This window comes from Micromonospora sp. WMMC264, assembly GCF_027497275.1.
In the GTDB taxonomy this organism is placed as follows: Bacteria; Actinomycetota; Actinomycetes; order Mycobacteriales; family Micromonosporaceae; genus Micromonospora; species Micromonospora chalcea.
This window is the reverse complement of record NZ_CP114907.1, coordinates 4967777-4992723: the sequence shown is the minus strand read 5'-3', so window position 1 is coordinate 4992723 and position 24947 is coordinate 4967777. Positions and strand designations below refer to the sequence as shown.

Below are 24947 nucleotides of genomic sequence, written 5' to 3'. Positions count from 1 at the left end.
GGGCCGTAGGCTGGCGTGATGCCCGGCTCGCCGTACACGGATCTGGACCGACCGCCGCTCTCCGCGGCCCGGCTGCGGCGCGCGCTGGTCGCGCCGAACGGGCCCTGGCGACGCTTGGAGTTGCTGGCCGAGACCGGCTCGACGAACGCCGACACGGTGGCCGCGGCGCGGGGCGGCGAGCCGGAGGGCCTGGTGGTGGTCGCCGAGCGGCAGACCTCCGGCCGGGGCCGTCGGGGCCGTGTCTGGCAGTCGCCGCCGCGCGCCGGTCTCGCCACGAGCGTGCTGCTGCGGCCCGGCGAGGCGGTCCCCGAGCGCGGCTGGGCGCCGGTGCCGGTCACCGGGTACGGGTGGCTGCCGCTGCTCGCCGGTGTCGCGCTGGTCGAGGCGGTACGCCTGCTGGCCGAGCTGGACGCGCGGCTGAAGTGGCCCAACGACCTGCTGGTGGACGGCGCGAAGTGCGCCGGCGTGCTGGCCGAGGCGGTGCCGGGGGAGAACGACAGGCCGCCCGCGATCGTGGTCGGCGTGGGGCTGAACGTGACGCTGCGCGCCGACGAGCTGCCGGAGAACCCGACCGGGCTGCCCGCCACCTCGCTCCAGCTCGCCGGCGCCACCGCCACCGACCGGGACCCGCTGCTGCGGGCGCTGCTGCGCTCGCTCGCCGACTGGTACGAGCGCTGGCGTGACGCCGGAGGTGATGCGGAGGCCAGTGGGCTGCGCGAGGCGTACCTGGCCGGGTGCGCCACCATCGGTCGCCAGGTGCGGGTGTTGCTGCCCGACGGCAGCGAGGCGCACGGCACCGCGACCGGGGTGGACGCCGACGGGCAGCTCCTGGTGGAGACGAATGCCGAGACGCTGCGGCTGGCCGCGGGAGACGTGCTGCACCTGCGGTGAAAGGAAGGGCCCCCTCTTAACAACCACGGGCAGCCGCCCGCGCGGCCGATGCCGACGGGATGCGCCGACCGGTTACGGTCAGCGCGTCCTGTTCTGCGAGGAGGTTCCCCCGTGGCGTTCCCCGAAGACGTGCTCACCGAGGACGAGCACGTCGTGTTGCACCTGCACCCGCACTGGAAGGCCCTGATCCGGCCGGTCCTGGTGCTCGTGCTCGCCGTCGCGGCAGTCGTCGCCGGCTGGATTCTGCTGCCCGACGGCAGCGGCGGCACCATCGCGCTCTACGCCCTCGCGGTGGTCGCCCTGGCGCTGGTGCTGTGGCTGGCTCTGTGGCCGTTCCTGGTCTGGCGCACCACGCACTACCTGTTCACAAACGAGCGCGTCCTGCTCCAGCAGGGGGTGCTGTCGCGCAACCGGCGGGACCTGCCGTTGACCCGGATCAACGACCACGCCATGAACCAGCGCTTCGTGGAGCGGCTGCTCGGCTGCGGCACGCTGACCATCGAGTCGGCGGGTGAGCGCGGCCAGTCGGTGCTGCACGACGTGCCGGGCGTGGACCGGGTGCAGACGAAGCTGTACGAGCTGGTCGAGGCGCACCACGACAAGCACAGCCTGGGCGACGACGAGATGCGCGAGATCCTCGCCGACATGGCCGAGGGCAAGTCCCTGCGCGACCAGCCCTGACCGCGCCGCCGACCGAAGAGGGCCGGCACCCCCGGAAGCGGAGGTGCCGGCCCTCTTCGTCGGTCAGCGGCGCGCGCGGCGGGGCTGGAGTTCGGCGGCGAATTCGGCGTCCAGGTCGGCGCCGAGCGCGCCCCCGAGCCCGGCGTCAGCAGGTGCCGGACGGCCCCGGGGCGGCGCGTAGTCGGGTCGCCCGGCGCCCGGGGGAGGTTCCTCCTCCTCCAGCTCGCTCACCGACTCGGCCAGCTCGGCCACCGGGTCCATCTCGGCGACGTTGTCCCACTCGTCACGCGGCACCGAGTGCCAGGTCTCCTCGGCGTGCTTGGGCACCGGCTGGAAGACGAACGTGCGGTAGGACCAGAAGCGGAACAGCGTCGCCAGCAGGACACCGATGGTCTTGGCGACGTTCAGCGCCAGCAGTCCGTGTACGCCGAGGCCGTACTTGGCCAGGGCCAGGACGCCGAGTTCGATGACCAGGCCGGCGCCGTTGAAAAGGAAGAACAGGACGTATTCCCGCCGGAGTGCCGATTTCGGCCGATCCCGGTACGTCCAGTGACGATTCATCAGATACGACGTGATCGTGGCGACAATCGTCGCGATCACAGTCGCTTTCAGCTGACCGTCGCGGAAAACCGTGAGTGCCAGGGCATTGAACACCGCGTAATTGATGACGGTGTTGATGCCGCCGACGATGCCGAATTTGAGCGCCTCGTGGATGAACTTCTGCCAGCGCTCGGGCAGCAGACGGACTCCAGGCATGCGGAACACCTTAGGCAGTGGGCTGGGCCGGCTCGGCCCGGCGGGTCGGGATGGGCGGTTCGTCACGCCCCGGACTCTCGGTCGTGGCTCGTTGCCGGAACGGGTGGTGTTCCCGCGTCGACGAAGACGAACCGTCGGTACGACCAGAACCGGAAGAGCGTCCCGAGGCCGGTGCCGACGATGAAGCTGGCGATGTTGTCGGCCAGCGGGGTCTGGAACACCGCCGGCCAGACCGCGCCCAGCCCGTAGTGGCTGACCGCGAGACTTGCCACCGCGATACCGAGACCGACCGCGTTGAAGAAGAAGAACAGCGCGTACTCCCGGGCCGGGTTGGAGCGCTGCCGGTGCCGCCAGGTCCAGAACCGGTTGCCGAGGAAGGCGACGGTCGCCGCGATCACCGTGGAGATGGTCTTCGCGGCGAGCGGCGGCATGTCCCGGCCACTGGACAGGAAGTTGAAGAGGACGAAGTCGACCACGAAGGCGAAGCCGCCGACGGTGGCGAACTTGCTCAACTCGTGGATCAGGTGACCGAAACGGTCGAGTAGTGCTCCGATCGGACCCCGACGGGTCTGCGGAGCCCCCGGTTGGTCCCCGGTCATCGTCGCGGCCACCCGCCGAGAGTACCGGTTGTGGGGTACACGGGCGGACCGCAACGGCGAGTCGGCCACGACGGCTTCGTCGTGGCCCTCGCGGCCGGGCCGCCCGGGCCGGGGATCTGTCGCCCGTTCTCGATGTCCGTGAGCAGAGGGTAACCCGCTGTGTGAATCTGTGGAGCCCATCACGGAATCGTCTTTCACGACATGTTCGTACGCTTCCCCGCGATCAGGCGTCGCGGTCACTCCGGGGACGGAGCGGGCCGTCGAAGGTTCACCGCAGGATTTGCGTGAAACTGCGCGCGAAAGCGGGTATCAGATCGTGAAGCCGCAGCGTGGCCGTACCTTGTGCAGTTCTTCACAACCAGTCCCACTGACTGGCGAGGCAGTCCGGTTTACGCTGAGCCCAATCCCAGGTTTCCACGAGGCGGCGTACTTGCCCGCCAGAACTCGTGCACCCCATAGATCGGTCAGCGTCGACCACAAGGAGAAGTGACATGGTTGCTCCGGCTGCTGTTCGGGGTATCGATCAGGCCCCGACGTCCCACCCCAAGCTGCTGGCCTGGGTACGTGAGGTCGCGGAACTGACCACCCCCGACCGCGTGGTCTGGGTGGACGGGTCTGATGAGGAGTGGCGCCGCCTCACCGACGAGCTCGTCTCAAACGGCACCCTCATCCGGCTGAATCCCGAGAAGAAGCCCAACTCGTTCTACGCGCGTACCGACCCCACGGACGTCGCCCGGGTGGAGGAGCGCACCTTCATCTGCTCCGTCGACGAGGCGGACGCCGGCCCCACCAACAACTGGATGGCGCCGGCCGAGATGAAGCGGACGATGACGGAGCTGTACCGCGGCAGCATGCGCGGGCGCACCATGTACGTCATCCCGTTCTGCATGGGTCCGATCGAGGCCGAGAACCCCATGTTCGGCGTGGAGATCACCGACAGCCCGTACGTGGTCGCCTCCATGCGGATCATGACCCGGATGGGGTCGGCGATCCTGGAGGCGATGGGCGACGACGCCGACTTCGTGCACGCGCTGCACTCGATCGGCGCGCCGCTGGCCCCGGGTCAGCAGGACGTGGCCTGGCCGTGCAACGAGACGAAGTACATCTCGCACTTCCCGGAGACCCGGGAGATCTGGTCCTTCGGCTCCGGCTACGGCGGCAACTCGCTGCTGGGCAAGAAGTGCTACTCGCTGCGTATCGCCAGCGTGATGGGGCGCGACGAGGGCTGGCTGGCCGAGCACATGCTGATCCTCAAGATCACCTCGCCGGAGGGCAAGGTCTACCACATCGCCGGCGCCTTCCCGTCCGCCTGTGGCAAGACCAACCTCGCCATGCTGGAGCCGACCATCCCGGGCTGGAAGGTCGAGACCATCGGCGACGACATCGCCTGGATGCGGTTCGGCCAGGACGGCCGCCTCTACGCGATCAACCCGGAGTACGGCCTGTTCGGTGTCGCCCCCGGCACCGACTGGAAGACCAACGCCAACGCCATGCGGACGCTGGACCGCGGCAACTCCATCTTCACCAACGTGGCGCTGACCGACGACGGCGACATCTGGTGGGAGGGCATGGGTGAGCCGCCGGCGCACCTGATCGACTGGAAGGGCAACGACTGGACGCCGGAGAGCGAGAACCTCTCCTCGCACGCGAACAGCCGCTTCTGCACCCCGATCACCCAGTGCCCGATCCTGGCCGACGACTACTACGACCCGAACGGCGTGCCGATCGACGCGATCCTGTTCGGCGGCCGTCGGCGGGACACCATCCCGCTGGTCACCGAGGCCCGCGACTGGGTGCACGGCGTCTACATGGGCGCCACGCTCTCCTCGGAGACCACCGCCGCCGCCTCCGGCGCGGTCGGCGTGGTGCGTCGTGACCCGATGGCCATGCTGCCGTTCATCGGTTACAACGCCGGCGACTACTTCCGGCACTGGATCGAGATGGGCAAGGGCGCGGACGGCGACGAGGCCAAGCTGCCCAAGATCTACTACGTCAACTGGTTCCGCAAGGACGCCGAGGGCAACTTCCTCTGGCCGGGCTTCGGCGAGAACTCCCGCGTGCTCAAGTGGGTCATCGAGCGGTTGGAGGGCCGGGCCGAGGCGGTGGAGACGCCGATCGGCATGGTCCCGGCGCAGGACGCGCTCGACGTCGAGGGTCTGGACATGACCCCGGAGGACGTCCGGATCGCGCTGAAGGTCGACGCGGACGAGTGGCGCAACGAGCTGCCGCTGGTCACCGAGTGGTTCGAGAAGTTCGGGGACAAGCTCCCCGGCGTGCTCTGGGCCGAGCTGGACGCGCTGCGCGCCCGCCTCGACGCGGAGCCGCAGAAGTAACAGGTGTGCCTGTTGCCCGCGCCGGGCAACATCGGATGCCATGAGGACGGCCGCTGAACCTGTCGAGGTCCGGCGGCCGTCCGCCGTCCGGGCGCTGACCACGCTGCTCGCCGTGACCGCGGCGGCCACCGTCGTGGTCGAGTTGCTCAACTACTGGTACGCCCCGGAGCAGGAGTTCGGTCTGGCCGTACGCACCGGCTGGGCGATGCTCCGATCGCTCGGCTTCCTGCTGCTGATCGGGCAGGTGAACAAGGGCCGGGTGGGCGCCCGGCCGTTCGGGCCTGGCGGTGACCACGATCTTCGCGGTCGGGCGGCTGATCGTGCCCCGGCAGGGGGTGCCCGCGCTGCCCGGCCTGATCGGGTTCGCCGTGCTCACCGCGCTCTGCGTCGCCGTGGTGGTGCTGCTCTACCGTTCCGAGGCGATCCGCGCGTACCTGGTCCGGCACCGCAAGGGCCTGGTCGTCGAGGGCGGGACGATCGCCTGGCGGGAGATGACGCCGAAGCGTCCGCAGGCGAACGGCTGGCTGCTCACCGCCCGGGTCGCGGCGTTCACCTACAGCCCGCTGATGCTGGTGCCGGCGCTGGTGGCGACCGGCGCCGTGCTGGACGGGCGGCTGGCCGCCGTACCGGCATTGATCTTCTGGTTCGGCGCCGGCATCGCGGTCAGCTACGCCGTCCTGTTCTGCACCGCGTTCCTGCTGCGCGACAAGGCGTGGGCGCGGAAGGGCCTGGTGGCCGTCACCCTCGGCGTCCTCGCGATCGACCTGCCCCTGTGCTGGTGGCTGCTCGGCGCCGACGGCCTGATCCGCGACGGCGCCCCGCTGGTCACGGCGGCAGCCCTCTGCGTCTGGTCGCTGTACCGGGCCACCCGGTCCCGTTGATGCCCGGGGTGGGGGCCGGCGGGGGAGGATGAGGTGGTGTGGGACGTCGTGGTGGTGGGGGCGGGGCCGGCGGGAGCGGCCGCCGCGCTCGGCGCACGACGGGCCGGGGCGGCGCGGGTGCTGCTGCTGGACCGGTCCGACTTCCCCCGCGACAAGGCGTGCGGGGACGGCATCGCCGCGCACGCGCTGGACGTCCTCGACGAGCTGGGCGTGACCGGGGCCGTCGACGGCTACCCGCCCCTGCCCGCGCTGCGCCTGGTAGCACCCGGTGGCGGCACCGTCGCCCGGACGCTGCCCAGACCCGCGTACACGGTGCCCCGCCAGGTGTTCGACGCACGCCTGGTGGCGGCGGCGGTGGCGGCCGGCGCGGAGTTGCGGCGGCACACCGTACGCCGGGTGGAGATCGCTCCCGACCGGGTGGTGCTCGACGGTGAGCTGTCGGCGCGGGCGCTGGTGGGCGCGGACGGCGCCGGTTCGGTGGTCCGGCGCGCGCTCGGGCACCCGGTCAACCCGGACCGGCACCTGGCGCTCGCCATCCGGGGCTACGCGCCGGCCCCGCCCGGGCCGCCCGAACAGCTCATCGTCACCTCGGCGGCGCGCTGGCCCGCGTACGCCTGGGTCTTTCCGATCGGTGACGGTCGCGCGAACGTCGGGTACGGGGAGGTGCTGCGCGGCGAGCCGCTCAGCCGCGCGCACCTGCTGGACCGGATGGCCGCGCTGCTGCCCGGAGTCGACCCGGCCACGGTGACCGGCCTGCGCGCGCACCACCTGCCGCTGTCCACCCACCGGCCGGCGCCCGGGCGGGGCCGGGTGGTGCTGGCCGGGGACGCGCTGTCGCTGATCAACCCGTTCACCGGCGAGGGCATCTTCTACGCGCTGCGCTCGGGGGCGCTGGCCGGCGCGGCGGCGGCCGGCAGTCCGGCCGAGGCCGCCCGGGGGTACGCCGCCGCGCTGCGCGCCCGGCTCGGCACCCACCTGCGGCACAGCTCGGCGGCGGCCTGGCTGGCGCGTCGGCGCTGGGTGGTCGACGCGGTGGTCGGCGCGGCCGGGCGCGACGAGCGGGTCTACCGCACCGTGGTGGAGCTGGGGCTCGGCGACGGGCGGCTGGACGCCCGCACGCTCGCGGCAATCGCCGCTGACGTGCCGCGACCGCGCCGGACCGGCTCGCCGTCGGCTGATACGCCACCGAGACACTGATCTTTCTCACGGGTCGCTACCCTGCAAGGTGATGACTCTGCGGAAACTCCTCTACTCCGTGTACGAGCGCCGGCTGACGGCGAAGCTCGCGGGCAAGCCTGTACCCGCGCATGTCGGCGTGATGTGCGACGGCAACCGCAGATGGGCCCGGGAGATGGGCTTCGTCGACCCGAACGACGGCCACCGGATGGGCGCCGAGCGGATCAAGGAGCTGCTCCGCTGGTGCGACGCGGCCGGTGTCGGGCACGTCACGCTGTGGCTGCTCTCCACCGACAACCTCTCCCGCCCGGCCGCCGAGCTGGACCCACTGCTCCAGATCATCGAGGACCTCACCACGGAGCTGGCCGAGGAGGGCAACCCCTGGCGGCTGCGGATGGTCGGCGCGCTCGACGTGTTGCCGGCGCAGCACGCCGCCGCGCTCAAGGCCGCCGAGGAACGCACCCGGGACCGCGACGGCGGGGCTCAGGTCAACATCGCGGTCGGGTACGGCGGGCGGCGCGAGATCGCCGACGCGGTCCGCTCGCTGCTGGCGGAGCACGCCGCGAACGGCGGCACGCTCGAGGAGCTGGCCACCTCGCTCGACGTCGACCACATCTCCGAGCACCTCTACACCAAGGGGCTGCCGGACCCGGATCTGATCATCCGGACCAGTGGCGAGCAGCGACTCTCCGGTTTCATGCTCTGGCAGAGCGCGCACTCGGAGTTCTACTTCTGCGAGCTGAACTGGCCCGACTTCCGCAAGGTCGACTTCCTGCGTGCCCTGCGCTCCTACGCTACCCGCCAGCGCCGATTCGGCACCTGACCCCCCGCCTCCCCGTCGATCTTGCACTTCCGGCCCCGCGTGCGCGGCTTTCGTCCCCGTTTGTCGGGGCGGCAAGTGCAAGATCGACGCGGAAGAGCGGGGTCAGGTCAGGTGGCGCAGGGCGTCGGTGAGGAACTCGGCCAGGGCGGCGGGGGAGTCCAGGGTCAGGTCGGCGGCGTCGGCCACCTCGTGCCCGGTCTCCGGGTTGGCCACGGCGACGCAGACCCCGAGGAAGCCGGGGTCGGCGGCGGCGCGGGCGCGCAGCGCGGCGAACGCCTTGATGTCGGAGACGTCGTCACCGAAGTACCAGGCGCCGCCGGCGTCCCGGACCGTCTCGCCGATCACCATGCCCTTGTCCCGGTCGACGGGGGGCTTGAGTTCCAGCACCATCCGGCCCGGCTGGGCGCGCAGGCCAAGCCGCTCGGCCTGGGCCCGGCCCCACTCCTGCACCAGCTCACCGAGCTGCGGGGCGGTACGCCAGTGCAGCGCGACGGAGAGCCGCTTGTACTCGACCAGCGCGCCCGGCGGCAGCTCGGCGCGGGCCTGCTCGGCCAGCTCGGACATGGTGGGCACCCACGGCAGAGCGGCCGGCTCGGTGACCGTCTCACCGCCGGAGTGGCTGTGCTCCAGGCCGTACAGCCCGTACAGGTCGATTCCGGCGAGGCCGCCGAGGTGGTCGCGGAGGAAGTCCACCGGCCGGGCGGAGACGATGGCGATCCGCCGCACGTGCGGGGCGAGCGCCTCCAGCGCGGTGAGCACGTTGGGCGCGGGCCGGACGGCCGTGGGGTCGTCGTCGACCGGCGCCAACGTGCCGTCGAAGTCGAAGAAGAGAACGACGTCCCGTGCGCGATCGGCGGTCGCACGCCAGGCGTGCTCCGCGTTCAACGGGGTCTTCGGCTGCTGGTTGCCCAGATTCAACGGCGGCACGCGCGTCAGCGTACCCCGCGCCGGGCGGCGTATTCGTGGCCGAGATGTGACGTGGGAACGTCGTGGGGATCAGCGTTCGGCGGCTCCCCGTCCCCGGCGCCCGAACGGCACCACTGCCGCCTCCTGCCCGTGGCTGAGCAGGTAGCCCTCCACGAAGCCGGTGTTGCGGTCGCCGGTGTGCGCCTCGATCTCGTTCAGCCGCGCCACCAGGAACTCGGTGAGCGCGCTGACCCGGTCGTTGAGACGATCGTGCAGCTCGGCGACGACGGCGAGGATCACCGCGGTGCCGGCCGTGGTGAGCGCGAAGAGGTTGACGACCAGGGGAAGCTGCCCGCCGTCCAGTACGCCGACCACCACGTTGCCGGTCACGCACGATGTCAGCGACACCACCGCGACCACGACTGCCAACCATTTCAGGGTCATGGACAGACCCCTCCTTCTGTCCCGCAGGGCTGGGTTCGGCTGTGTCCCGTCCCCCCGCCGATGACGAGCCCCTAGCAGTACAAACGTGGACGCTAGCGGGTCCGATCCGTCCCCGAGGCGAAACGATCGGGTCTGACCTTCCGTTCTTTCGCCATCTGAGGAACTACCCGGCCTGTTTCCCCCTATTTCGGACACCGCCCGGCAGTGTCGGGCGATATGCGAGGTAACGAATGGTTTCTCGAATGTGGAACTTCTCCGCGTCCGACACGGTCGGGTCGACCAGTCGGCGCAGCAGCGCCTCCACGTCCGGGTCCATCGGAGGTGGGGTGGGCGTGGCCCGTGGGCCGGCGGCGCGGTCCCAGCCGAGCGCGGTGAAGGCGGCGGCCGGATCGAGCCCGAGGCCCTCGCAGAAGGCGACCACCCGCTCGGCCTCCGGGTCGCTGGCCCAGTCGCCGCGGACCCAGCGGTTGATGGTCTGGCGGGAGACGCCTGTGCGCCGGGAGACCTCGGTGCCGCTCCAGGCCCGCAGCGCTCGCGCGTCGTCGAGCGCACGTCGGACGAAGGTGGCGAAGGCGATCTTCCGCGCGTTGGCCGTCTCGGTCACCCCGTGACGGTACGGCCAGTCGGTCCCGTCGGGCGGTCTCGGCACGCTGCTGTCACGCTGACGTGACGGTGATCGCGGTTTTCCGGTAAACGATCCAGTGCTGCTCCTGAGGGGTGTCACCTGGGCAGAATAGATGGACACGAGTACGGCGGCAAAGGTCTGAAAAGCTGATACTGTCACGCTCATGAGACAACTTACGGTGTGTCACGTGCTTGAGACGACGAGTGCTCACATGCGTCACTCCGCGGGTGCCGAGGGGGTCTCGTGACCGAGCTCGCGACCCGTGCCCAGGCCTTCGGGCTGATCGCGGACGGCGTGTCCGCAGGGCTGAGCGCCCCCTGGCGTCTCTATCTCGCCCGCGGGTGCCGGTACCTCTCACTCAGCGTCGGCGACCGGGGGGAGTGGGACGCCTGGCGTACCCACCTCGGCTGCCCCGAGCTGAGCGTGCGGGTCTACGACTCCGGCGGCGAGATCCGCCGGGCGTCGGTGGCCGAGGTGATCCTCGACGGCTGCCGGATCAGCGTCGAGCTGGTCGAGGAGGTCAGCACCGACGACCTGGAACGCCTGCTGGTGGTCGACCCACTCCCCGGGACGGACGAGCGATGACCCCTTTTCTCGCCGTGGTGCTCGTCCTGGTGCTCGGCTCCACCTGCTACGCGGCCGGTCGCCTGCACGGGCAGCTGAGCTACCGCATCGGCTACCGGTTCGGCTACCGGCAGGGCTACTTCGACGGTGACCGGGGCGCCTGGAACCGTCGCCGTCGAGATGCCCAGGCCGCGATCGCCTCGGCGCTGTCCGCCCCCGGCGCGACAGTGGTGACGTCGGCCGGGCGCTCGGCCGTGCCGTTCGCCGGCACCGCCGTACCGGCCGCTGTCGCCGTGCGGTCCGGCTCCGCCCCGGCCGTCCGGGTCACCGCCACCGCCCAGCTCGGCGCGGTGGGGCGGGCGGGCACCACGTACACCGGATCGTCGTTCGGCGCGGCCGGCGCCGGGCCGAGGGCCGGCACGCTGGCGCGGCGGCCGGGCTGAGGCCCGCACCGCGACGCGGTGCCGCCCGTGGGCGACCGGCCGGGATGCGCGCAGGGGGCATGCATCCCGGCCGGTTCCGGTCCGCCCGTCACCCGAACAGGTGTACGTCCGGCGACTGGCACGCGATGATCCACGCGCACCTCTAGCCCCGCGGCCCCGCGGCGATTAGCGTCTAGGCATGGCGCGGGGTTTTCCCGGGCCAGCCGGACAGCCCGGACCTGCGTCCTCGCACACGGGGCCCGCATCCGACCCCGTGTCCTCCGGGCACCGGAAGAGGCGGAACTCGGGTGGCCGGGTGCCCATCCGCGGAGCAGGCCTGTGACCACTCGCCGTACCCCCGCCGGAGCCGAGCAGCAGACCCCGGCCTCGACCGCCCAGACCCGCCGGACCACCCGCAGCCGCCGCAGCGCCGCTGTCGAGGCCGAGGAGCCCCGACCAGCCGGCCCGGCCTTCGTCCTGGACACCTCGGTCCTCCTCTCCGACCCGGCGGCGTTCCACCGCTTCGCCGAGCACGAGGTGGTGCTGCCGCTGGTGGTCATCTCCGAACTGGAGGGCAAGCGGCACCACCCCGAGCTGGGCTGGTTCGCCCGTCAGTCGCTGCGCATGCTCGACGAGCTGCGGGTACGGCACGGCCGGCTGGACCGGCCGGTGCCCGCCAACGAGCAGGGCGGCACGCTGCGGGTGGAGCTGAACCACACCGACGACGGGGTGCTGCCGCCCGGCTTCCGCAACGAGTCGAACGACGCGCGCATCCTGTCCGTGGCGCTGAACCTGGCCGCCGAGGGGCGTGAGGTCACGCTCGTCAGCAAGGACATGCCGCTGCGGGTGAAGGCGGCCTCGGTCGGCCTGCGCGCCGACGAGTACCGCCACGGCCAGGCCAGCGATCCGACCTGGACCGGCATGGCCGACCTGGACCTGTCCGAGGAGGAGATCGGCCGGCTGTACGCGGGCGAGACGCTCGACGTCGACGCCGCGGCGGGCCTGCCCTGCCACACCGGTCTGGTGCTGCACTCGGGGCGCGGCTCGGCGCTGGGCCGGGTGCTGCCGGACAAGACGGTCCGGCTGGTCCGGGGCGACCGGGAGGCGTTCGGCGTGCACGGCCGCTCGGCGGAGCAGCGGGTCGCGCTCGACCTGCTGCTGGACGAGTCGATCGGCATCGTCTCGCTCGGTGGCCGGGCCGGCACCGGCAAGTCCGCGCTGGCGCTCTGCGCCGGCCTGGAGGCGGTGATGGAGCGGCGCCGGCACAAGAAGGTGATCGTGTTCCGTCCGCTGTACGCGGTCGGCGGCCAGGAACTCGGCTACCTGCCCGGGTCGGAGTCGGAGAAGATGTCGCCGTGGGCGCAGGCCGTCTTCGACACGCTCGGCTCGGTGGTGCACGAGAACGTGCTGGAGGAGGTCACCTCGCGCGGGCTGCTGGAGGTGCTGCCGCTGACCCACATCCGCGGCCGGAGCCTGCACGACGCGTTCGTCATCGTCGACGAGGCGCAGTCGCTGGAGCGGGGCGTCCTGCTCACCGTGCTGTCCCGGATCGGTCAGGGGTCGCGGGTGGTGCTCACCCACGACGTGGCGCAGCGGGACAATCTGCGGGTCGGCCGGCACGACGGGGTGACGGCGGTGATCGAGGCGCTGAAGGGGCATCCCCTCTTCGCGCACGTCACGCTCAGCCGATCGGAGCGTTCTCCGATCGCCGCTATGGTCACCGATCTACTGGAGGACATCCCCGGCTGACCGCCGCTTTTGCCCCACTTTATCCTGATTTTCAGGGTGACGCAGGTCACTTTTCGGCCCGGCCATTTCCCACCGGCCTCACTGTGCGCAATGGTGTCCATCGAGCGTCACCGACCACTCGGGAGCCATGTACGCCCCGCAGTCACACCGGTACCGGAGCGCTCGCGGCACCTCGGCGCGGCCCGGTAGGCCACGCGTGCCGCGTCCCTGCCCCCGACGAAGGGAAACTTCGTGAGTCGGCTGTGGAGCCGGTTCGGCGCCCGCACCGCCGCTGTGGCACTGCTCTCCGTGGGCGTGGCCGGCGGCTTCTATCTGGGCGAGGATCGCCAGACCCAGCAGCAGGGCCTGACCGCGCAGGTCGGCCTGGAGGTCGACCAGGCGGAGTACGCGTACCAGCGCGAACGGCTGTCCGACCACCGCGTGGACTCGTCCCGGCAGCGTGCCGCCGAGTACCAGGCGAAGCTGCGTGCCGCCGCGGCGGCGAAGGAGGCCGCCGAGCGGGCCAAGAAGGCCGAGGCGGCCGCCGCCACCCGCAAGAAGGAACGGGAGGCGGCGGAGAGCGAGACGAAGATCAAGCCGTACGACGGCCCGATCCCGTCCTCGTGCGCGGAGTACAGCGGCAACCGGAAGATCGGTTGCGCCGTCATGCTCGACAAGGGCTTCGGCATCGACCAGTTCCCGTGTCTGGACAAGCTCTGGACCAAGGAGAGCGGCTGGAACCCGAAGGCGTCCAACAGCTCCTCCGGGGCCTACGGCATCCCGCAGGCCGTGCCGGGCAGCAAGATGGCCTCGGTCGCGGACGACTGGAAGACGAACCCGGCGACCCAGATCACGTGGGGTCTCGGCTACATCAAGGGCCGGTACGACACCCCGTGCGGCGCCTGGCAGAAGTCGCAGAGTTCAGGCTGGTACTGACGTCGTGACGACGGCGGGACACCCGGGCGGAACCGGGTGTCCCGCCGTCGTCGTACCCGGCCCCGACTGGCGGCCCGCCACTTTTACTGATAGCTCTTGGTAGGTGACCTGGCCTGACAGCCCACGCGGCGGCGACCCTCACCGGTTCGGCACCGATGCGTTCTACGCGGCGCTCGGCCGGGCCTTCGTCGCCATGTGCGCGGTCGTGCCGGTGCTGTTCCTCATCGAGGCGCTCGACGTCGGCCTGCGACTCGGCCTCGACTACACCGCCGGCATCATCCCGCAGCGGATCCAGGGCCTGGACGGTGTCTTCTTCTCGCCGTTCCTGCACGCCGGCTGGAACCACCTCTACAGCAACAGCATCCCGCTGATCCTGCTGGGCACGTTCGTGCTCGCCGCGGGCACCCGCCGGTTCCTCTGGTCCACCGCTGTCATCATCCTGGTCAGTGGCCTGGGCGTCTGGTTCACCGGCTCGCCCAACTCGGTGGTGGTCGGCGCCAGCGGCGTGATCTTCGGCTACCTCGGCATCCTGCTCACCCGCGGCGTCGTCGAGCGGAGCTGGTGGAACTTCGCCGTCGGCCTGCTCGTCGGGTTGCTCTACGGCTGGCAACTGCTGGGCATCCTCCCCACCGACGAGCGCGTCTCCTGGCAGGGCCACCTGTTCGGGCTGCTCGGCGGCGTCGTGGCGGCGATCCTGTTCCGCCGCCGCCGGGACACCGACGACGCGGACCGTCTCGGCTCACCCAGGATGACGCTGCCCTGACGGCACGTTGATCAGACCCCGGGACATGCTTGCCCGCGGCCACCCGCCCGCCTACCGTTTCGGCATCAGCGAGGGTTGATCCCGAAGCGGAAAGTGACGGTGAGCCATGCGCGAGGTCGATGTCGCCGTGATCGGGGCCGGTCCCGCCGGGCTCTTCGCCGCCTACTACGCCGGATTCCGCGGACTCTCCGTGTCGGTGATCGACGCGCTGCCCGAGCCGGGCGGTCAGATCACCGCCATGTACCCGGAGAAGCTGATCCTCGACGTCGCCGGCTTTCCCGCGATCAAGGGCCGCGAGCTGGTCGCGAACCTGGTCGCCCAGGCCGCGCCCTTCCACCCCGACTACCAGCTCGGCGTACGCGCGGAAAAGCTGTCCTACCTCGACGGCCGGCCGGTGCTCGGCCTAGCCGGCGGCGAGCAGCTGAGCTGCGGCGCGGTGGTCGTCACCGGCGGGCTCGGCAGCTTCACGCCCCGGCCGTTGCCGGTCGCGGAGAGCTTCACCGGCGGCGGCATCGTCTACTTCGTGCCGCAGCCGGCCGAGCTGACCGACCGGCACGTGCTCATCGTCGGTGGCGGCGACTCGGCGTTCGACTGGGCCGCCACGCTCGCGCCGCTGGCCCGGTCGGTGACGCTCGTGCACCGGCGGGACCGCTTCCGGGCGCACGCCGCCACCATCGAGCGGGTCCGCGCGCTGCCGGTGCGGATCGTCGTCAACGCCGAGGTGAGCCGCCTGTACGGCGAGGAGACGGTCACCGGCGCCGAGCTGACCGTCCGCGGCGGCGAGGCGGAGACGCTGCCGGTCGACACGGTGGTGGCCGCGCTCGGCTTCACCGCCGACCTCGGCCCGCTCGCCGAGTGGGGGCTGAACATCGACCGGCGGCACATCGTGGTGGACAGCGCGATGGCCACCAACCTGCCCCGGGTGTTCGCCGCCGGCGACATCACCGAATATCCGGGCAAGGTCCGCCTGATCGCCACCGGCTTCGGCGAGGCGGCCACGGCTGTGAACAACGCGGCTGTCGTCATCGACCCGACCGCGCACCTGTTCCCCGGTCACTCCTCCGACGGCACCTGACGCCGCATCCTCACCGTTCCGTGGCCGGAGCGCGACTGTCCGCGCCCACGATGGACGGATGCGCCCCTCCGAGTCGACAGCACCCGACGGTGCCCGGATTTCGCTCGCCTGGCTGGGTCATCCGGGAACCGTGCTCTCGTTGATCGTGCTGGTGCTCAACGACCATGTGTTCAAGGCGGCCTTTCCGGGCCTGGTGACCGGCAAGCTGAGCGACGTCGCCGGGCTGGTGCTCGCGCCGCCGCTGGTGGCGGTGCTGGTGACGCTGGCCGTGCCCGGGCTCCGGCCCCGGGCCGTCGCCGGTTTCGCGCTGGGTTCGGTCGGTGCCGGTTTCGCGCTGGTCAAGAGCAGTGGGTACGCCGCGACGGCCGCCTCCGGCCTGTGGAGCGTGGTGAGCGGGCCGTCGCTGATCCGGGCCGACCGGACCGACCTGCTCACCCTGCCGGCGCTCGCGGTGGCCGCGTGGACGTGGAAGGCGGCACGGCGGGACCCGGTGGGGCACCGGGCCGCCCGGCTGGTCCGGCTGGTCGTGCTGCTGCCGGCGGCGCTCGTCGCGGTGGCGGCCACGAGCCCGATCGAGCGCCCCGACGCGGTCGCCACCAAGGTGGTCGACGGTCGGCTGGCCGCCGGCGCCGCCACCGGCCCGATGTCGGCGGAGGAGGGCATCCCCACCTGGTGGCGGATCAGCGACGACGCCGGCGTCACGTGGCGCGACCCGGTGGACGCCGAGCAGGAGGCCCTGTGGAAGCGCGTGCCGACCAGGATCGGACCGGACCACCCGGTGTGCGTTGCCGCCACGCCCCAGCGTTGCTACCGGGTGGCGTCGGGCCGGATCCGCGTGGAGGAGAGCGACGACGCCGGACGGACCTGGCGACTGTCCTGGGAGATCCCCGAGAAGCAGCGGGAGTTGTTGAAGGCCCGCTACGAGGAGGCCGGGCCGGACGGGAAACGGATCACCGGTCAGGACCTCGCCGTACTCGACGTCCCCGGTGGCGGACACGTGGTGCTGGTGGCGAACGCCCGGGACGGTTTCGCGTTGCGTGACGTCGCCGGCAGGTGGCAGCGGATCGGTTTCCCGGGTGGCCGGTGGGAAGGGGAGCCGCCGCCGCTGGGCATGATCTCGCCGGGGGACCGTTACGACGACACGGTCCGTGCGCTGCTGCTGGTGCCGGCGTTGGTCGTGCTGGTGCTTCTGGTCGCCCGGACACGGGCCGGACGGGCGTCCGGTCACGGCTCGTCGCTGCCTGTCCTCCAGGGCGCGCTCCAGGTCCTGATCGCGATGCTGCTGTTCGCGGTCTGGACGAGCGAGAACACCACGCTGGTCAGACTGGCTCCGCTGGTCGTCGTGCCGCTGTTGCTGGGCGCCGCGGCGCTCACCCTCGTCTCGCGCGATCTGCGGGCGGCGCCCGGCCGGTGGGTCGCCGAGGTGCTGGCCGCCGCGGGCCTCACCGCGGCGCTGGCCGGGGCGGCGATGGTGGGATGGCTGCACGGCCGACCGGTGTACGCCGGGACAGCCGTCGTGCTCGCCGTGCTCGGCACGGTGCCAGGGCTGCTGCTCGGCTGGCGGGCGGCCCGGCTGATCGGGCCGTGGCGACCGCCGTACGAGCCGCCGTACCCGCCGGCGGTCCCGGTGGACCGCTCGCGGCCCGGCTGACCCGGCGTCAGGGCAGGCCGATGAGGTCCGCCATCAGGCCGATCTGGTGGTCGAAGTACTCGTCGCGGTGTGGCAGCGCCCGGTTGATCCGGCCGAACAGCTCGAAGCTGATCAGCCCGAACAGCTGGGTCCAGCCGGCCATGCCGCGGGCCAGCAGCGCGGGCGGCACGTCCATGCCGATCTGCTCGACCAGTTCGGCCACGTCGCCGCGCAGCGGCTCGGGCAGTTCCTGGTCGGGCGGGGCGAGCCGGCCGGTGGCCAGCCCGTCGCGCAGGATGCCGATCAGCGTCAGCGGTGGACGCTGGGCCGGCACGATGGTCTCGTCGGGGGCCGCGTACCCGGGCACCGGGCTGCCATAGAGCAGCGCGTACTCGGCGGGGTGGGCCAGCGCCCAGGCGCGCGCGGCCCGGCAGGCGGCGAGCCAGCGTCCGCGCAGGTCGGCCTGGTCGGCGGCGGCGTCGGCCGCCTCCACCGCGTCGCCGAGCGCGTCGTACGCCTCCAGGATCAGCGCGGTGAGCAGGTCGTCTCGGCTGGGGAAGTAGCGGTAGATCGCCGAGGAGACCATGCCGAGGTCCCGGGCGACCGCGCGCAGCGAGAGGTTCGCGCCGTCGGTGTCCAGGTGGCGGCGGGCCACCGTCTTGATCTCTTCGATCATCCCGGCGCGGACCCGGGCGCGCAGTGAGGGAGCGACCATGCCCTCACTCTGCCACGGATGAGAGCAGCAATCAAAAGAGAGAGCACTGCTCTTGACGTCGACCTGCATTTGAGTCATGCTCTGTTTCGAGAGCGGTGCTCTCGCTTCGGACAACTGCTTCAGAAAAGGTGGATCTGTCATGGCCCTGCATGTGATCGTCGGCGCCGGCCCCGTCGGCACCGCCACCGCCGACCTGCTCGCCGAGCGCGGCGAGCAGGTACGGATGGTCACCCGGCGCGGCACCGGCCCGGAACACCCGGCGGTCGAACTGGTGGCCGCCGACGCCGCCGACGCGGACCGGCTCACCGAGCTGACCAAGGGCGCGGCCGCGCTCTACAACTGCGCCAATCCGGCGTACCACAGGTGGGCGACGGACTGGCCGCCGCTGGCCGCCGCCCTGCTCACCGCCGCGGAGCGCAGCGACGCCGTGCTCGCCACGGTCGGCAACCTCTACGGGTACGGCCCGGTCGACGCCCCGATGACCGAGGCGACCCCGCTCGCCGCCACCGGCGTCAAGGGCCGGGTCCGCAACCGGATGTGGGCCGACGCGCTGGACGCCCACCGCGCCGGCCGGGCCCGGGTCACCGAGGTCCGCGGCTCCGACTACATCGGGCTCGGCGGCAGCTCCCTGCCCATGATGGTGCTGCCCAAGGTGCTCGCCGGGCAGCGGGTGTTCCTGCCTGTCGACTGGGACGCCCCGCACACCTGGACGTACGTGCCGGACGTCGCCCGTACCCTCGTCACCGCCGCGACCGACCCGCGCGCCTGGGGACGGGCCTGGCATGTGCCGAGCCCGCCGCCGGTGCCCATGCGGCACCTGGCCGAGCGGGCGGCGCAGCGGGCGGGCGTCGCGGCGCCACGGCTGGCCCGGATGCCCTACCCGGTGCTCTGGCTGGGCGGCCTGGCCGACCCGTTCGCCCGCGAGATGCGGGAGACCGCGCACCAGTTCGCCGCGCCGTTCGTGATGGACTCCAGCGCCGCCACCACCACGTTCGGGATCGAGGCGACGCCGCTGGACCGCGTCGTCGACGAGATGGTCTCCGGCCTGCGCGCCCCGGCCCCCGCCGCCCGTTAGGGGCGGGGGCGGGACGCCGCCGGGCTCACTCCTGCTCGGCCAGCGGGCGGCCGTCGAAGTCGACGGCCGAGTAGAGGGCGAGCTTCTCCAGGCGGTGGTACGAGTCGATCACCCGGATCGTGCCGCTCTTCGAGCGCATCACGATCGACTGGGTGTACGCGCCACCGGAGCGGTAACGCACTCCGCGCAGCAGGTCGCCGGAGGTGACGCCGGTGGCCACGAAGAAGCAGTTGTCGCCGGTGACCAGGTCGTCGGTGAACAGCACCCGGTCCAGGTCGTGCCCGGCGTCCAGCGCCTTGCGGCGTTCCTCGGCGTCCTTCGGCCAGAGCTTGGCCTGCATCATGCCGCCCATGCACTTCAGCGCGCACGCGGCGGTGATGCCCTCCGGGGTGCCACCGATGCCCATCAGCACGTCCACGTCCGACTCGCCGCGGGCCGCCGCGATGGCCCCGGCGATGTCGCCGTCGGAGATGAACCGGATCCCGGCCCCGGTACGCCGGATCTGCTTGACCAGGTCGTCGTGGCGCGACCGGTCCAGCACGCACACGGTCACCTCGGCGGCGTCGGTGCCCTTGACCTTCGCGATCCGGTGGATGTTCTCGGCCACCCCGGCGTTGATGTCGACCACGTCGGCGTACATCGGGCCGACGGCGAGCTTCTCCATGTAGAAGACGGCGCTCGGGTCGAACATCGCGCCGCGCTCGGCCACCGCGAGCACTGCCAGCGCGTTCGGCATGCCCTTGCTCATCAGCGTGGTGCCGTCGATCGGGTCGACCGCCACGTCCACCTCGGGGCCGGTCCCGTCGCCGACCTCCTCGCCGTTGAACAGCATCGGCGCGTTGTCCTTCTCGCCCTCGCCGATCACCACGACGCCGCGCATCGGGATGGAGTTGATCAGCTTGCGCATGGCGTCGACCGCTGCGCCGTCGCCGCCCTCCTTGTCGCCCCGGCCGACCCAGCGGCCGGCGGCCATCGCCGCGGCCTCGGTCACCCGTACCAGATCGAGGGCGAGGTTGCGGTCGAGATCCTGGGGCGTCCGCGTCCTGGTGGTTGTCATGGCGGCCTCCTCGCGACGTTGCGGGGTGGGACCGGCGGTCGTCGCCGCCGGTTTTGTCGCTGATCCTCACACGATCTCAGGTTCGCGGTCCCGGCGGGGCGGAGGAGGCCAGGATCACGCCTCCCGGCGGGCTGCGACAATGGCCGGGTGGAAGCCGCACAGCCTGCCGACCGCGCACCGACCGACGCCACCCCGCCGGACGGCCAGCCACCGGTCCGACCGGGTGGCGGCCCGACCCCGCCCGAGGGCCAGCCCGCGCTCGTCGCGGAGCAGGGCGAACCGGCCGCCGCGGGCGACACGCCCGCGCCGCCCGCCGGCAAGGAGAAGGCCCGCTCCGAGCGGTCGCCGAAGGACATGGCGCTGTCCCTGCTGATCCTGCTGGTCCCGATCGCGCTGCTGCTCGCCTTCTACCGCGGCTTCCTCGGCGGCGACTCGCCGGTCACCGTCGACCCGGCGCCCGCGCTGGAACAGGCCCGCTCCGCGAACGTCTTCCCGGTCAGCGCGCCGACCGGTCTGGGCGACGACTGGCGTACGGTGAACGCCCGCTTCCGGACCGAGGCCGACGGCTCGACGCTGCGGATCGGGTACGTGACCCCGGAGGGCCGCGGCGCGCAACTCGTGGAGAGCAACGTCCCGGCGGAGAAGCTCCTCCCGGCCGAGCTGAGTGAGGGCCGGCCGCAGGGGGCGGCCGACCTGCCCGACGGGCTGAGCTGGCAGCGCTACACCGCCCGCGGCAACGAGCAGGCGCTCGTCCTGCTGGAGCCGAACCGCACCGTGATCGTGGTCGGCGACGCCGGGGAGACGGAGCTGCGCAGGCTCGCCACGTCACTGCGCTGACGTCCGCCCTCCGGGTGAGGCGGGATTGCGGATCCCCGCTTCCGGGAACAGAAGGGACATCGAGCCCGGACGACCCACCTGGAGAGGTTGACGTGAAGATACGACGCTTCAGCGCCACCGCGTTCGCCGCGGCGCTGCTCATTCCCGGCCTGGCGGCCTGCAACGGCGACGCGACGACCTCCGGCGCCTCCTCGACACCGAGCGCCTCCGGCAGCGTCGCACCGAGCGCCACGGCGTCCAGCAGCGCGGCCAAGCAGGCCCTGCTCGACTCCACGAACGCGATCCGTGAAGGGAACTTCAAGTTCACCATGACCGGCGCGGGCTCCACCGCCGAAGGGCAGGTGCACGAGCCGAGCCAGAGCGCCGACATGCGGATGACCATCGGCGACCCGTCGTCGGACCTGATGATGAAGCTGGACCTGATCCACGCCAAGCCGGACAGCTGGGTCAAGCTGGAGCTGGGCGGCACGGCGGCGACCCAGATCCCCGGCGTGAAGAACCTCAACACCGGCAAGTACCACCACCTCGACCAAAACCGGATCAAGGGCAACCGGGCGCTGGGCTTCGACTTCGAGAAGCTCGACCCGGCCGGCAGCGCCGTGCTCACCCAGGGCATCACCGAGGTACGGCAGACCGGCGAGGGCACGTACGAGGGCACCGTCGACGTGTCCAAGGCCGCCGAGGCGGGCTCGCTCGACCCGGCCGTGATCACCGCGCTCGGCGCGCAGGCCCAGTCCGTGCCGTTCACCGCCAAGGTCGACACGCAGGGCCGGCTCAGCGAGATGGTGCTCAAGATCCCGGCGGCCGGGCAGAACGCCGCACAGGACCTGAAGATCACCTACACCGACTACGGCAACGCGGCGGCGGCCCAGAAGCCCCCGGCCGACCAGGTCGTCGAGGCGCCCGCCGAGCTGTACAACCTGTTCAACTGACCTCCGCGGTGGGGTTCGGCGATCACGCCGGACCCCACCGTCAGTCCTCGGCGCGCTGCCGCGCGGCGTCGATACGGGCGCGCGCGCCGTCCAGCCAGCGCTGGCACACCCCGGCGAGCTGCTCGCCGCGCTCCCAGAGGGCCAGCGACTCCTCCAGCGAGGTGCCGCCGGCCTCCAGCTTCTCCACCACCGAGGCCAGCTCGGCGCGGGCCTGCTCGTAGCTGAGCTGCTCGTCCTTCGTCCCGGTCATCGTCTCTCTTTCCTCAGCCGTCGACGGTGGCGGTCAGCTCGCCCTCGGCGAGGCGTACCCGCAGTGGATCGCCCTTGGCGACCTCGGACGCCGCGCGGACGACGTGGCCGTCGGCGCGCTGCACGATCGCGTAGCCGCGCTCCAGCGTCGCGGCCGGGGACAGCGCGCGCAGCCGGGCCAGCGTGTGCCGCAGGTCGTCGGTGGCCCCCCGCAGCCGGTGCTCCAGGGACCGGCCGGCGCGGTCACGCAGCGCCGACACGTCCACCGCCCGCTGCTCGACCATCACCTGCGGCCGGGCCAGCACCGGACGGGAGCGCAGCAGGTCGATCCGGTGCTGCTCCCGGTCGACCAGGTGACGAACGGCCCGTTCCAGCCGGGACCGGGCCTGCCCGATCAGCCGGACCTCCTCGGTCAGGTCCGGCACGATGCGCTTGGCCGCGTCGGTCGGGGTGGAGGCGCGCACGTCGGCCACGTAGTCCAGCAGCGGCGCGTCGGTCTCGTGGCCGATCGCGCTGACCACCGGCGTGCGGCAGGCGAAGACCGCCCGACACAGCGTCTCGTCGGAGAAGGGCAGCAGATCCTCGATGCCGCCACCGCCCCGGGCGATGACGATCACGTCGACCGCCGGATCGGCGTCGAGCACCTTCAGCGCGCCGACGATGTCCGGCACCGCGCTCGGCCCCTGCACCGCCACGTTGATCGTGCGGAAGTCGACGGCGGGCCAGCGGCGGCGGGCGTTCGTCAGCACGTCCCGCTCGGCCGCCGAGGCGCGGCCGGTGATCAGGCCGACCCGGCCCGGCAGGAACGGCAGCCGCCGCTTGCGGGACCGGTCGAACAGGCCTTCGGCGGCGAGCAGCTTCTTGAGCTTCTCCAGCCGGGCCAGCAGTTCACCGAGGCCGACCTGGCGGATCTCGTCGGCGCGCAGGCTGAGCGTGCCCCGCGCGGCGTAGAACTCGGGCTTGGCGTGCAGCACCACCCGGGCGCCCTCGCGCAGCTCCGGCGCGCCGGCGTCCAGCACGTCGCGGTTCGTGGTGACGGTGAGGCTCAGATCGGCCGACGGGTCGCGCAGCGTGAGGAAGACGGTGCTCGCGCCGGGACGGCGGCTGATCTGCGCCACCTGGCCGTCGACCCACACCCAGCCGAGGCGGGCGATCCAGGCGCCGACCTTCTGGCTGACCACCCGGACCGGCCACGGCTCCTCGGCCGTGCTCCGCCCGTCCGGCTTGCTCTGCCCGTCCGGCCTGCTCCGCCCGTCCGGCCTGCTCTGCCCGTCCTCTCCCGCGCTCACCAGCCCACCCTACGGCCCGGGACCGACAGCGCCCGCGCGCGCCTCGCGGCCGCTGCCGCGCGGGAGAGCGCCACGTACGATGGGCGGGTGACTGACGCTGAGACGACTCCCCGGACCGGCAAGCGCGTGCTCCTGGCCAACCCCCGCGGCTACTGCGCGGGCGTGGACCGGGCGGTGCAGACCGTCGAGGAGGCGCTGAAGCTCTACGGCGCGCCGATCTACGTGCGTAAGCAGATCGTGCACAACAAGCACGTGGTGCGCACGCTGGAGGCCCAGGGCGCGATCTTCGTGGAGGAGAACGAGGAGGTGCCGGAGGGCGCCACCGTCATCTTCTCCGCCCACGGCGTCGCCCCCGAGGTGTACGAGCAGGCCAAGGAGCGCTCGCTGCGGGCGATCGACGCCACCTGCCCGCTGGTCACGAAGGTGCACCACGAGGCCCGGCGGTTCGCCGCGCAGGACTACGACATCCTGCTCATCGGGCACGAGGGGCACGAGGAGGTCATCGGCACCGCCGGTGAGGCGCCCGCCCACATCCAGCTCGTCGACGGCCCCGACGGCGTCGACAAGGTCACCGTGCGCGACCCGGAGAAGGTGGTCTGGCTGTCCCAGACCACGCTGTCGGTGGACGAGACGCTGGAGACCGTGGCCCGGCTCAAGAAGCGCCTGCCGCTGCTCCAGTCGCCGCCCAGCGACGACATCTGCTACGCCACCTCCAACCGCCAGCACGTGGTCAAGGAGATCGCCCCCGAGTGCGACGTGGTGATCGTGGTCGGCTCGCGCAACTCCTCGAACTCGGTCCGGCTGGTCGAGGTGGCGCTGGACGCCGGCGCCCGCGCCGGGCACCTGGTCGACTTCGCGCACGAGATCGACGACGCCTGGCTGGCCGGGGCGAGCACTGTAGGTGTGACCTCCGGCGCGAGCGTCCCGGACGAGCTGGTCCAGCAGGTGCTCGCGCACCTGGCCGAGCGCGGCTTCGGCGACGTCGAGGAGATCACCACCGCCGACGAGCGGCTGACGTTCTCGCTGCCGCAGGAACTCAAGCGCGACATGAAGGCCGCCGCCGCGGCGCGCGGCTGACGGGAACGCAACGGCCGTCCGCCGCGTCCAACCGACCATGAAGACTCCTCGTACGGTGCTCGTCGCACTGCTCGCCGGCCTCGCGCTGACCGCCTGCGCCGCACCCGGCGACGGGTCCGCCGATCCCAGCCCCAGCCCGAGTACGACGGGAGCCGCCCCGGTGACCAGCCAGCCCGATCCCGGCACCGGCCCGAGCCGGCCGGACCCCTCCTGGAAGGGCGGCCCGTCGACGCCGCCGGGCGTCGGCGGCACCGTCATCACCGGAACCGTGCAGGCCGGGGTCGAGCCGAACTGCCTGCTGCTCGACGGCCACCTGCTCGTCGGCGGCCCCCGCGACGTGCTCAAGGCCGGCGCCCGGGTCGAGGTCACCGGCCGTCCCGAACCGGGCATGATGACCACCTGTCAGCAGGGCACCCCGTTCGTGGTCGAGTCCGCCCGCCCCGCCTGACGACACGAAAGAGCCCCGCCCCCTGCGAGAGGGGA

26 protein-coding genes and 1 pseudogene are annotated in these 24947 nt (G+C 72.1%); 18 read left to right on the top strand and 9 right to left on the bottom strand.

From position 1 onward, the window contains the following. Positions 1-18: 18 nt before the first annotated feature. Both O7542_RS21715 and O7542_RS21710 read left to right on the top strand, forming a co-directional pair. Positions 19-891 (top strand): biotin--[acetyl-CoA-carboxylase] ligase, encoded by an 873-nt coding sequence (locus O7542_RS21715; protein ID WP_043330645.1) that lies wholly within the window; start codon positions 19-21, stop codon positions 889-891. Positions 892-1002: 111 nt separating this feature from the next. Further along, positions 1003-1572 (top strand): PH domain-containing protein, encoded by a 570-nt coding sequence (locus O7542_RS21710; RefSeq protein ID WP_043326648.1) that lies wholly within the window; start codon positions 1003-1005, stop codon positions 1570-1572. 63 nt (positions 1573-1635) lie between these two features. Here O7542_RS21710 and O7542_RS21705 read toward each other — a convergent pair whose 3' ends face one another. Continuing rightward, the gene (locus O7542_RS21705; protein WP_043326646.1) at positions 1636-2328 is read right to left on the bottom strand and encodes a GtrA family protein; all 693 of its coding nucleotides are present in this window, start codon (positions 2326-2328) and stop codon (positions 1636-1638) included. 62 nt (positions 2329-2390) lie between these two features. Beyond that, positions 2391-2927 carry a GtrA family protein gene (locus tag O7542_RS21700; RefSeq protein WP_043330644.1) on the bottom strand — a complete coding sequence of 179 codons (537 nt, stop codon included), beginning with the start codon at positions 2925-2927 and terminating at the stop codon, positions 2391-2393. 491 nt (positions 2928-3418) lie between these two features. Between O7542_RS21700 and O7542_RS21695 the strand changes: the two genes are divergently transcribed. The 4 genes and pseudogenes from O7542_RS21695 (at position 3419) to O7542_RS21680 (ending at position 8140) form a co-directional block, all read left to right on the top strand. Then, positions 3419-5260 (top strand): phosphoenolpyruvate carboxykinase (GTP), encoded by a 1842-nt coding sequence (locus O7542_RS21695; RefSeq protein WP_113972039.1) that lies wholly within the window; start codon positions 3419-3421, stop codon positions 5258-5260. 40 nt (positions 5261-5300) lie between these two features. Then, positions 5301-6141, top strand: a pseudogene (locus O7542_RS21690) (hypothetical protein). 33 nt (positions 6142-6174) lie between these two features. Continuing rightward, complete coding sequence (locus tag O7542_RS21685; RefSeq protein ID WP_281605149.1) at positions 6175-7338, top strand: geranylgeranyl reductase family protein; 1164 nt, start codon at positions 6175-6177, stop codon at positions 7336-7338. 31 nt (positions 7339-7369) lie between these two features. Beyond that, complete coding sequence (locus tag O7542_RS21680) at positions 7370-8140, top strand: isoprenyl transferase (protein WP_043326637.1); 771 nt, start codon at positions 7370-7372, stop codon at positions 8138-8140. A 102-nt stretch (positions 8141-8242) separates the two neighbouring features. Here O7542_RS21680 and otsB read toward each other — a convergent pair whose 3' ends face one another. The 3 genes from otsB to O7542_RS21665 all read right to left on the bottom strand — a co-directional run bounded on the left by otsB (position 8243) and on the right by O7542_RS21665 (position 10094). Continuing rightward, on the bottom strand, positions 8243-9067 hold the full coding sequence (gene otsB, locus O7542_RS21675; protein WP_043326635.1) for a trehalose-phosphatase: 825 nt from the start codon (positions 9065-9067) through the stop codon (positions 8243-8245). A gap of 69 nt (positions 9068-9136) precedes the next feature. After that, on the bottom strand, positions 9137-9490 hold the full coding sequence (locus O7542_RS21670; protein ID WP_013284062.1) for a hypothetical protein: 354 nt from the start codon (positions 9488-9490) through the stop codon (positions 9137-9139). A gap of 163 nt (positions 9491-9653) precedes the next feature. Next, on the bottom strand, positions 9654-10094 hold the full coding sequence (locus O7542_RS21665) for a helix-turn-helix transcriptional regulator (protein ID WP_030501268.1): 441 nt from the start codon (positions 10092-10094) through the stop codon (positions 9654-9656). Between the two features lie 264 nt (positions 10095-10358). On the opposite strand from O7542_RS21665, the gene O7542_RS21660 reads away from it, so the two are divergent. The 7 genes from O7542_RS21660 (at position 10359) to O7542_RS21630 (ending at position 17254) form a co-directional block, all read left to right on the top strand. Further along, a complete protein-coding gene (locus tag O7542_RS21660) occupies positions 10359-10700 on the top strand; it encodes a hypothetical protein (RefSeq protein ID WP_064447658.1) in 342 nt (113 codons plus the stop codon). Then, positions 10697-11122, top strand: coding sequence for a hypothetical protein (locus tag O7542_RS21655; RefSeq protein WP_064447659.1), 426 nt, complete (start codon positions 10697-10699; stop codon positions 11120-11122). Before O7542_RS21660 ends, O7542_RS21655 begins: the two co-directional genes overlap by 4 nt. A gap of 318 nt (positions 11123-11440) precedes the next feature. Then, positions 11441-12850, top strand: coding sequence for a PhoH family protein (locus O7542_RS21650; RefSeq protein ID WP_043326627.1), 1410 nt, complete (start codon positions 11441-11443; stop codon positions 12848-12850). Between the two features lie 231 nt (positions 12851-13081). Further along, entirely contained in the window at positions 13082-13765 is a 684-nt protein-coding gene (locus tag O7542_RS21645) for a transglycosylase SLT domain-containing protein (RefSeq protein WP_043326625.1), read from the top strand. Positions 13766-13868: 103 nt separating this feature from the next. Next, entirely contained in the window at positions 13869-14528 is a 660-nt protein-coding gene (locus tag O7542_RS21640) for a rhomboid family intramembrane serine protease (RefSeq protein ID WP_030501272.1), read from the top strand. 106 nt (positions 14529-14634) lie between these two features. Next, positions 14635-15603, top strand: coding sequence for an NAD(P)/FAD-dependent oxidoreductase (locus O7542_RS21635; RefSeq protein ID WP_113972036.1), 969 nt, complete (start codon positions 14635-14637; stop codon positions 15601-15603). 58 nt (positions 15604-15661) lie between these two features. Continuing rightward, positions 15662-17254, top strand: a complete 1593-nt coding sequence (locus tag O7542_RS21630; protein ID WP_281605148.1) for a hypothetical protein — start codon at positions 15662-15664, stop codon at positions 17252-17254. A gap of 7 nt (positions 17255-17261) precedes the next feature. On the opposite strand, the gene O7542_RS21625 is transcribed toward O7542_RS21630, so the two are convergent. Further along, positions 17262-17948: a TetR/AcrR family transcriptional regulator gene (locus O7542_RS21625; protein WP_113972034.1), complete on the bottom strand. Its 687-nt coding sequence runs from the start codon at positions 17946-17948 to the stop codon at positions 17262-17264. Between the two features lie 139 nt (positions 17949-18087). Between O7542_RS21625 and O7542_RS21620 the strand changes: the two genes are divergently transcribed. Beyond that, entirely contained in the window at positions 18088-19023 is a 936-nt protein-coding gene (locus tag O7542_RS21620; protein WP_166457225.1) for an NAD-dependent epimerase/dehydratase family protein, read from the top strand. Positions 19024-19048: 25 nt separating this feature from the next. On the opposite strand, the gene glpX is transcribed toward O7542_RS21620, so the two are convergent. Further along, positions 19049-20080 carry a class II fructose-bisphosphatase gene (gene glpX / locus O7542_RS21615; protein ID WP_043326614.1) on the bottom strand — a complete coding sequence of 344 codons (1032 nt, stop codon included), beginning with the start codon at positions 20078-20080 and terminating at the stop codon, positions 19049-19051. A gap of 147 nt (positions 20081-20227) precedes the next feature. On the opposite strand from glpX, the gene O7542_RS21610 reads away from it, so the two are divergent. Further along, positions 20228-20917 carry a DUF4245 domain-containing protein gene (locus O7542_RS21610; RefSeq protein WP_043326612.1) on the top strand — a complete coding sequence of 230 codons (690 nt, stop codon included), beginning with the start codon at positions 20228-20230 and terminating at the stop codon, positions 20915-20917. Between the two features lie 92 nt (positions 20918-21009). Further along, positions 21010-21849: a hypothetical protein gene (locus O7542_RS21605; protein ID WP_064447664.1), complete on the top strand. Its 840-nt coding sequence runs from the start codon at positions 21010-21012 to the stop codon at positions 21847-21849. Between the two features lie 40 nt (positions 21850-21889). Here the strand turns inward: O7542_RS21605 and O7542_RS21600 are convergent, their stop codons facing one another. Next, the gene (locus O7542_RS21600) at positions 21890-22099 is read right to left on the bottom strand and encodes an exodeoxyribonuclease VII small subunit (protein WP_064447665.1); all 210 of its coding nucleotides are present in this window, start codon (positions 22097-22099) and stop codon (positions 21890-21892) included. A gap of 13 nt (positions 22100-22112) precedes the next feature. Beyond that, a complete protein-coding gene (xseA, locus tag O7542_RS21595; protein ID WP_069087478.1) occupies positions 22113-23279 on the bottom strand; it encodes an exodeoxyribonuclease VII large subunit in 1167 nt (388 codons plus the stop codon). Positions 23280-23474: 195 nt separating this feature from the next. Here xseA and O7542_RS21590 point away from each other — a divergent pair, with 195 nt between their 5' ends. Further along, positions 23475-24464: a 4-hydroxy-3-methylbut-2-enyl diphosphate reductase gene (locus tag O7542_RS21590; RefSeq protein WP_064447666.1), complete on the top strand. Its 990-nt coding sequence runs from the start codon at positions 23475-23477 to the stop codon at positions 24462-24464. 37 nt (positions 24465-24501) lie between these two features. Beyond that, positions 24502-24912, top strand: a complete 411-nt coding sequence (locus O7542_RS21585; protein ID WP_043326603.1) for a hypothetical protein — start codon at positions 24502-24504, stop codon at positions 24910-24912. Positions 24913-24947: the final 35 nt, after the last annotated feature.

Coding starts and splice junctions, on each gene's coding strand:
- O7542_RS21715 (WP_043330645.1), top strand. CDS start 19: ATGCCCGGCTCGCCGTACACGGATCTGGACCGACCGCCGCTCTCCGCG.
- O7542_RS21705 (WP_043326646.1), bottom strand. CDS start 2,328: ATGCCTGGAGTCCGTCTGCTGCCCGAGCGCTGGCAGAAGTTCATCCAC.
- O7542_RS21700 (WP_043330644.1), bottom strand. CDS start 2,927: ATGACCGGGGACCAACCGGGGGCTCCGCAGACCCGTCGGGGTCCGATC.
- O7542_RS21695 (WP_113972039.1), top strand. CDS start 3,419: ATGGTTGCTCCGGCTGCTGTTCGGGGTATCGATCAGGCCCCGACGTCC.
- O7542_RS21680 (WP_043326637.1), top strand. CDS start 7,370: ATGACTCTGCGGAAACTCCTCTACTCCGTGTACGAGCGCCGGCTGACG.
- O7542_RS21670 (WP_013284062.1), bottom strand. CDS start 9,490: ATGACCCTGAAATGGTTGGCAGTCGTGGTCGCGGTGGTGTCGCTGACA.
- O7542_RS21655 (WP_064447659.1), top strand. CDS start 10,697: ATGACCCCTTTTCTCGCCGTGGTGCTCGTCCTGGTGCTCGGCTCCACC.
- O7542_RS21635 (WP_113972036.1), top strand. CDS start 14,635: ATGCGCGAGGTCGATGTCGCCGTGATCGGGGCCGGTCCCGCCGGGCTC.
- O7542_RS21630 (WP_281605148.1), top strand. CDS start 15,662: ATGCGCCCCTCCGAGTCGACAGCACCCGACGGTGCCCGGATTTCGCTC.
- O7542_RS21625 (WP_113972034.1), bottom strand. CDS start 17,948: ATGGTCGCTCCCTCACTGCGCGCCCGGGTCCGCGCCGGGATGATCGAA.
- O7542_RS21620 (WP_166457225.1), top strand. CDS start 18,088: ATGGCCCTGCATGTGATCGTCGGCGCCGGCCCCGTCGGCACCGCCACC.
- glpX (WP_043326614.1), bottom strand. CDS start 20,080: ATGACAACCACCAGGACGCGGACGCCCCAGGATCTCGACCGCAACCTC.
- O7542_RS21600 (WP_064447665.1), bottom strand. CDS start 22,099: ATGACCGGGACGAAGGACGAGCAGCTCAGCTACGAGCAGGCCCGCGCC.
- O7542_RS21585 (WP_043326603.1), top strand. CDS start 24,502: ATGAAGACTCCTCGTACGGTGCTCGTCGCACTGCTCGCCGGCCTCGCG.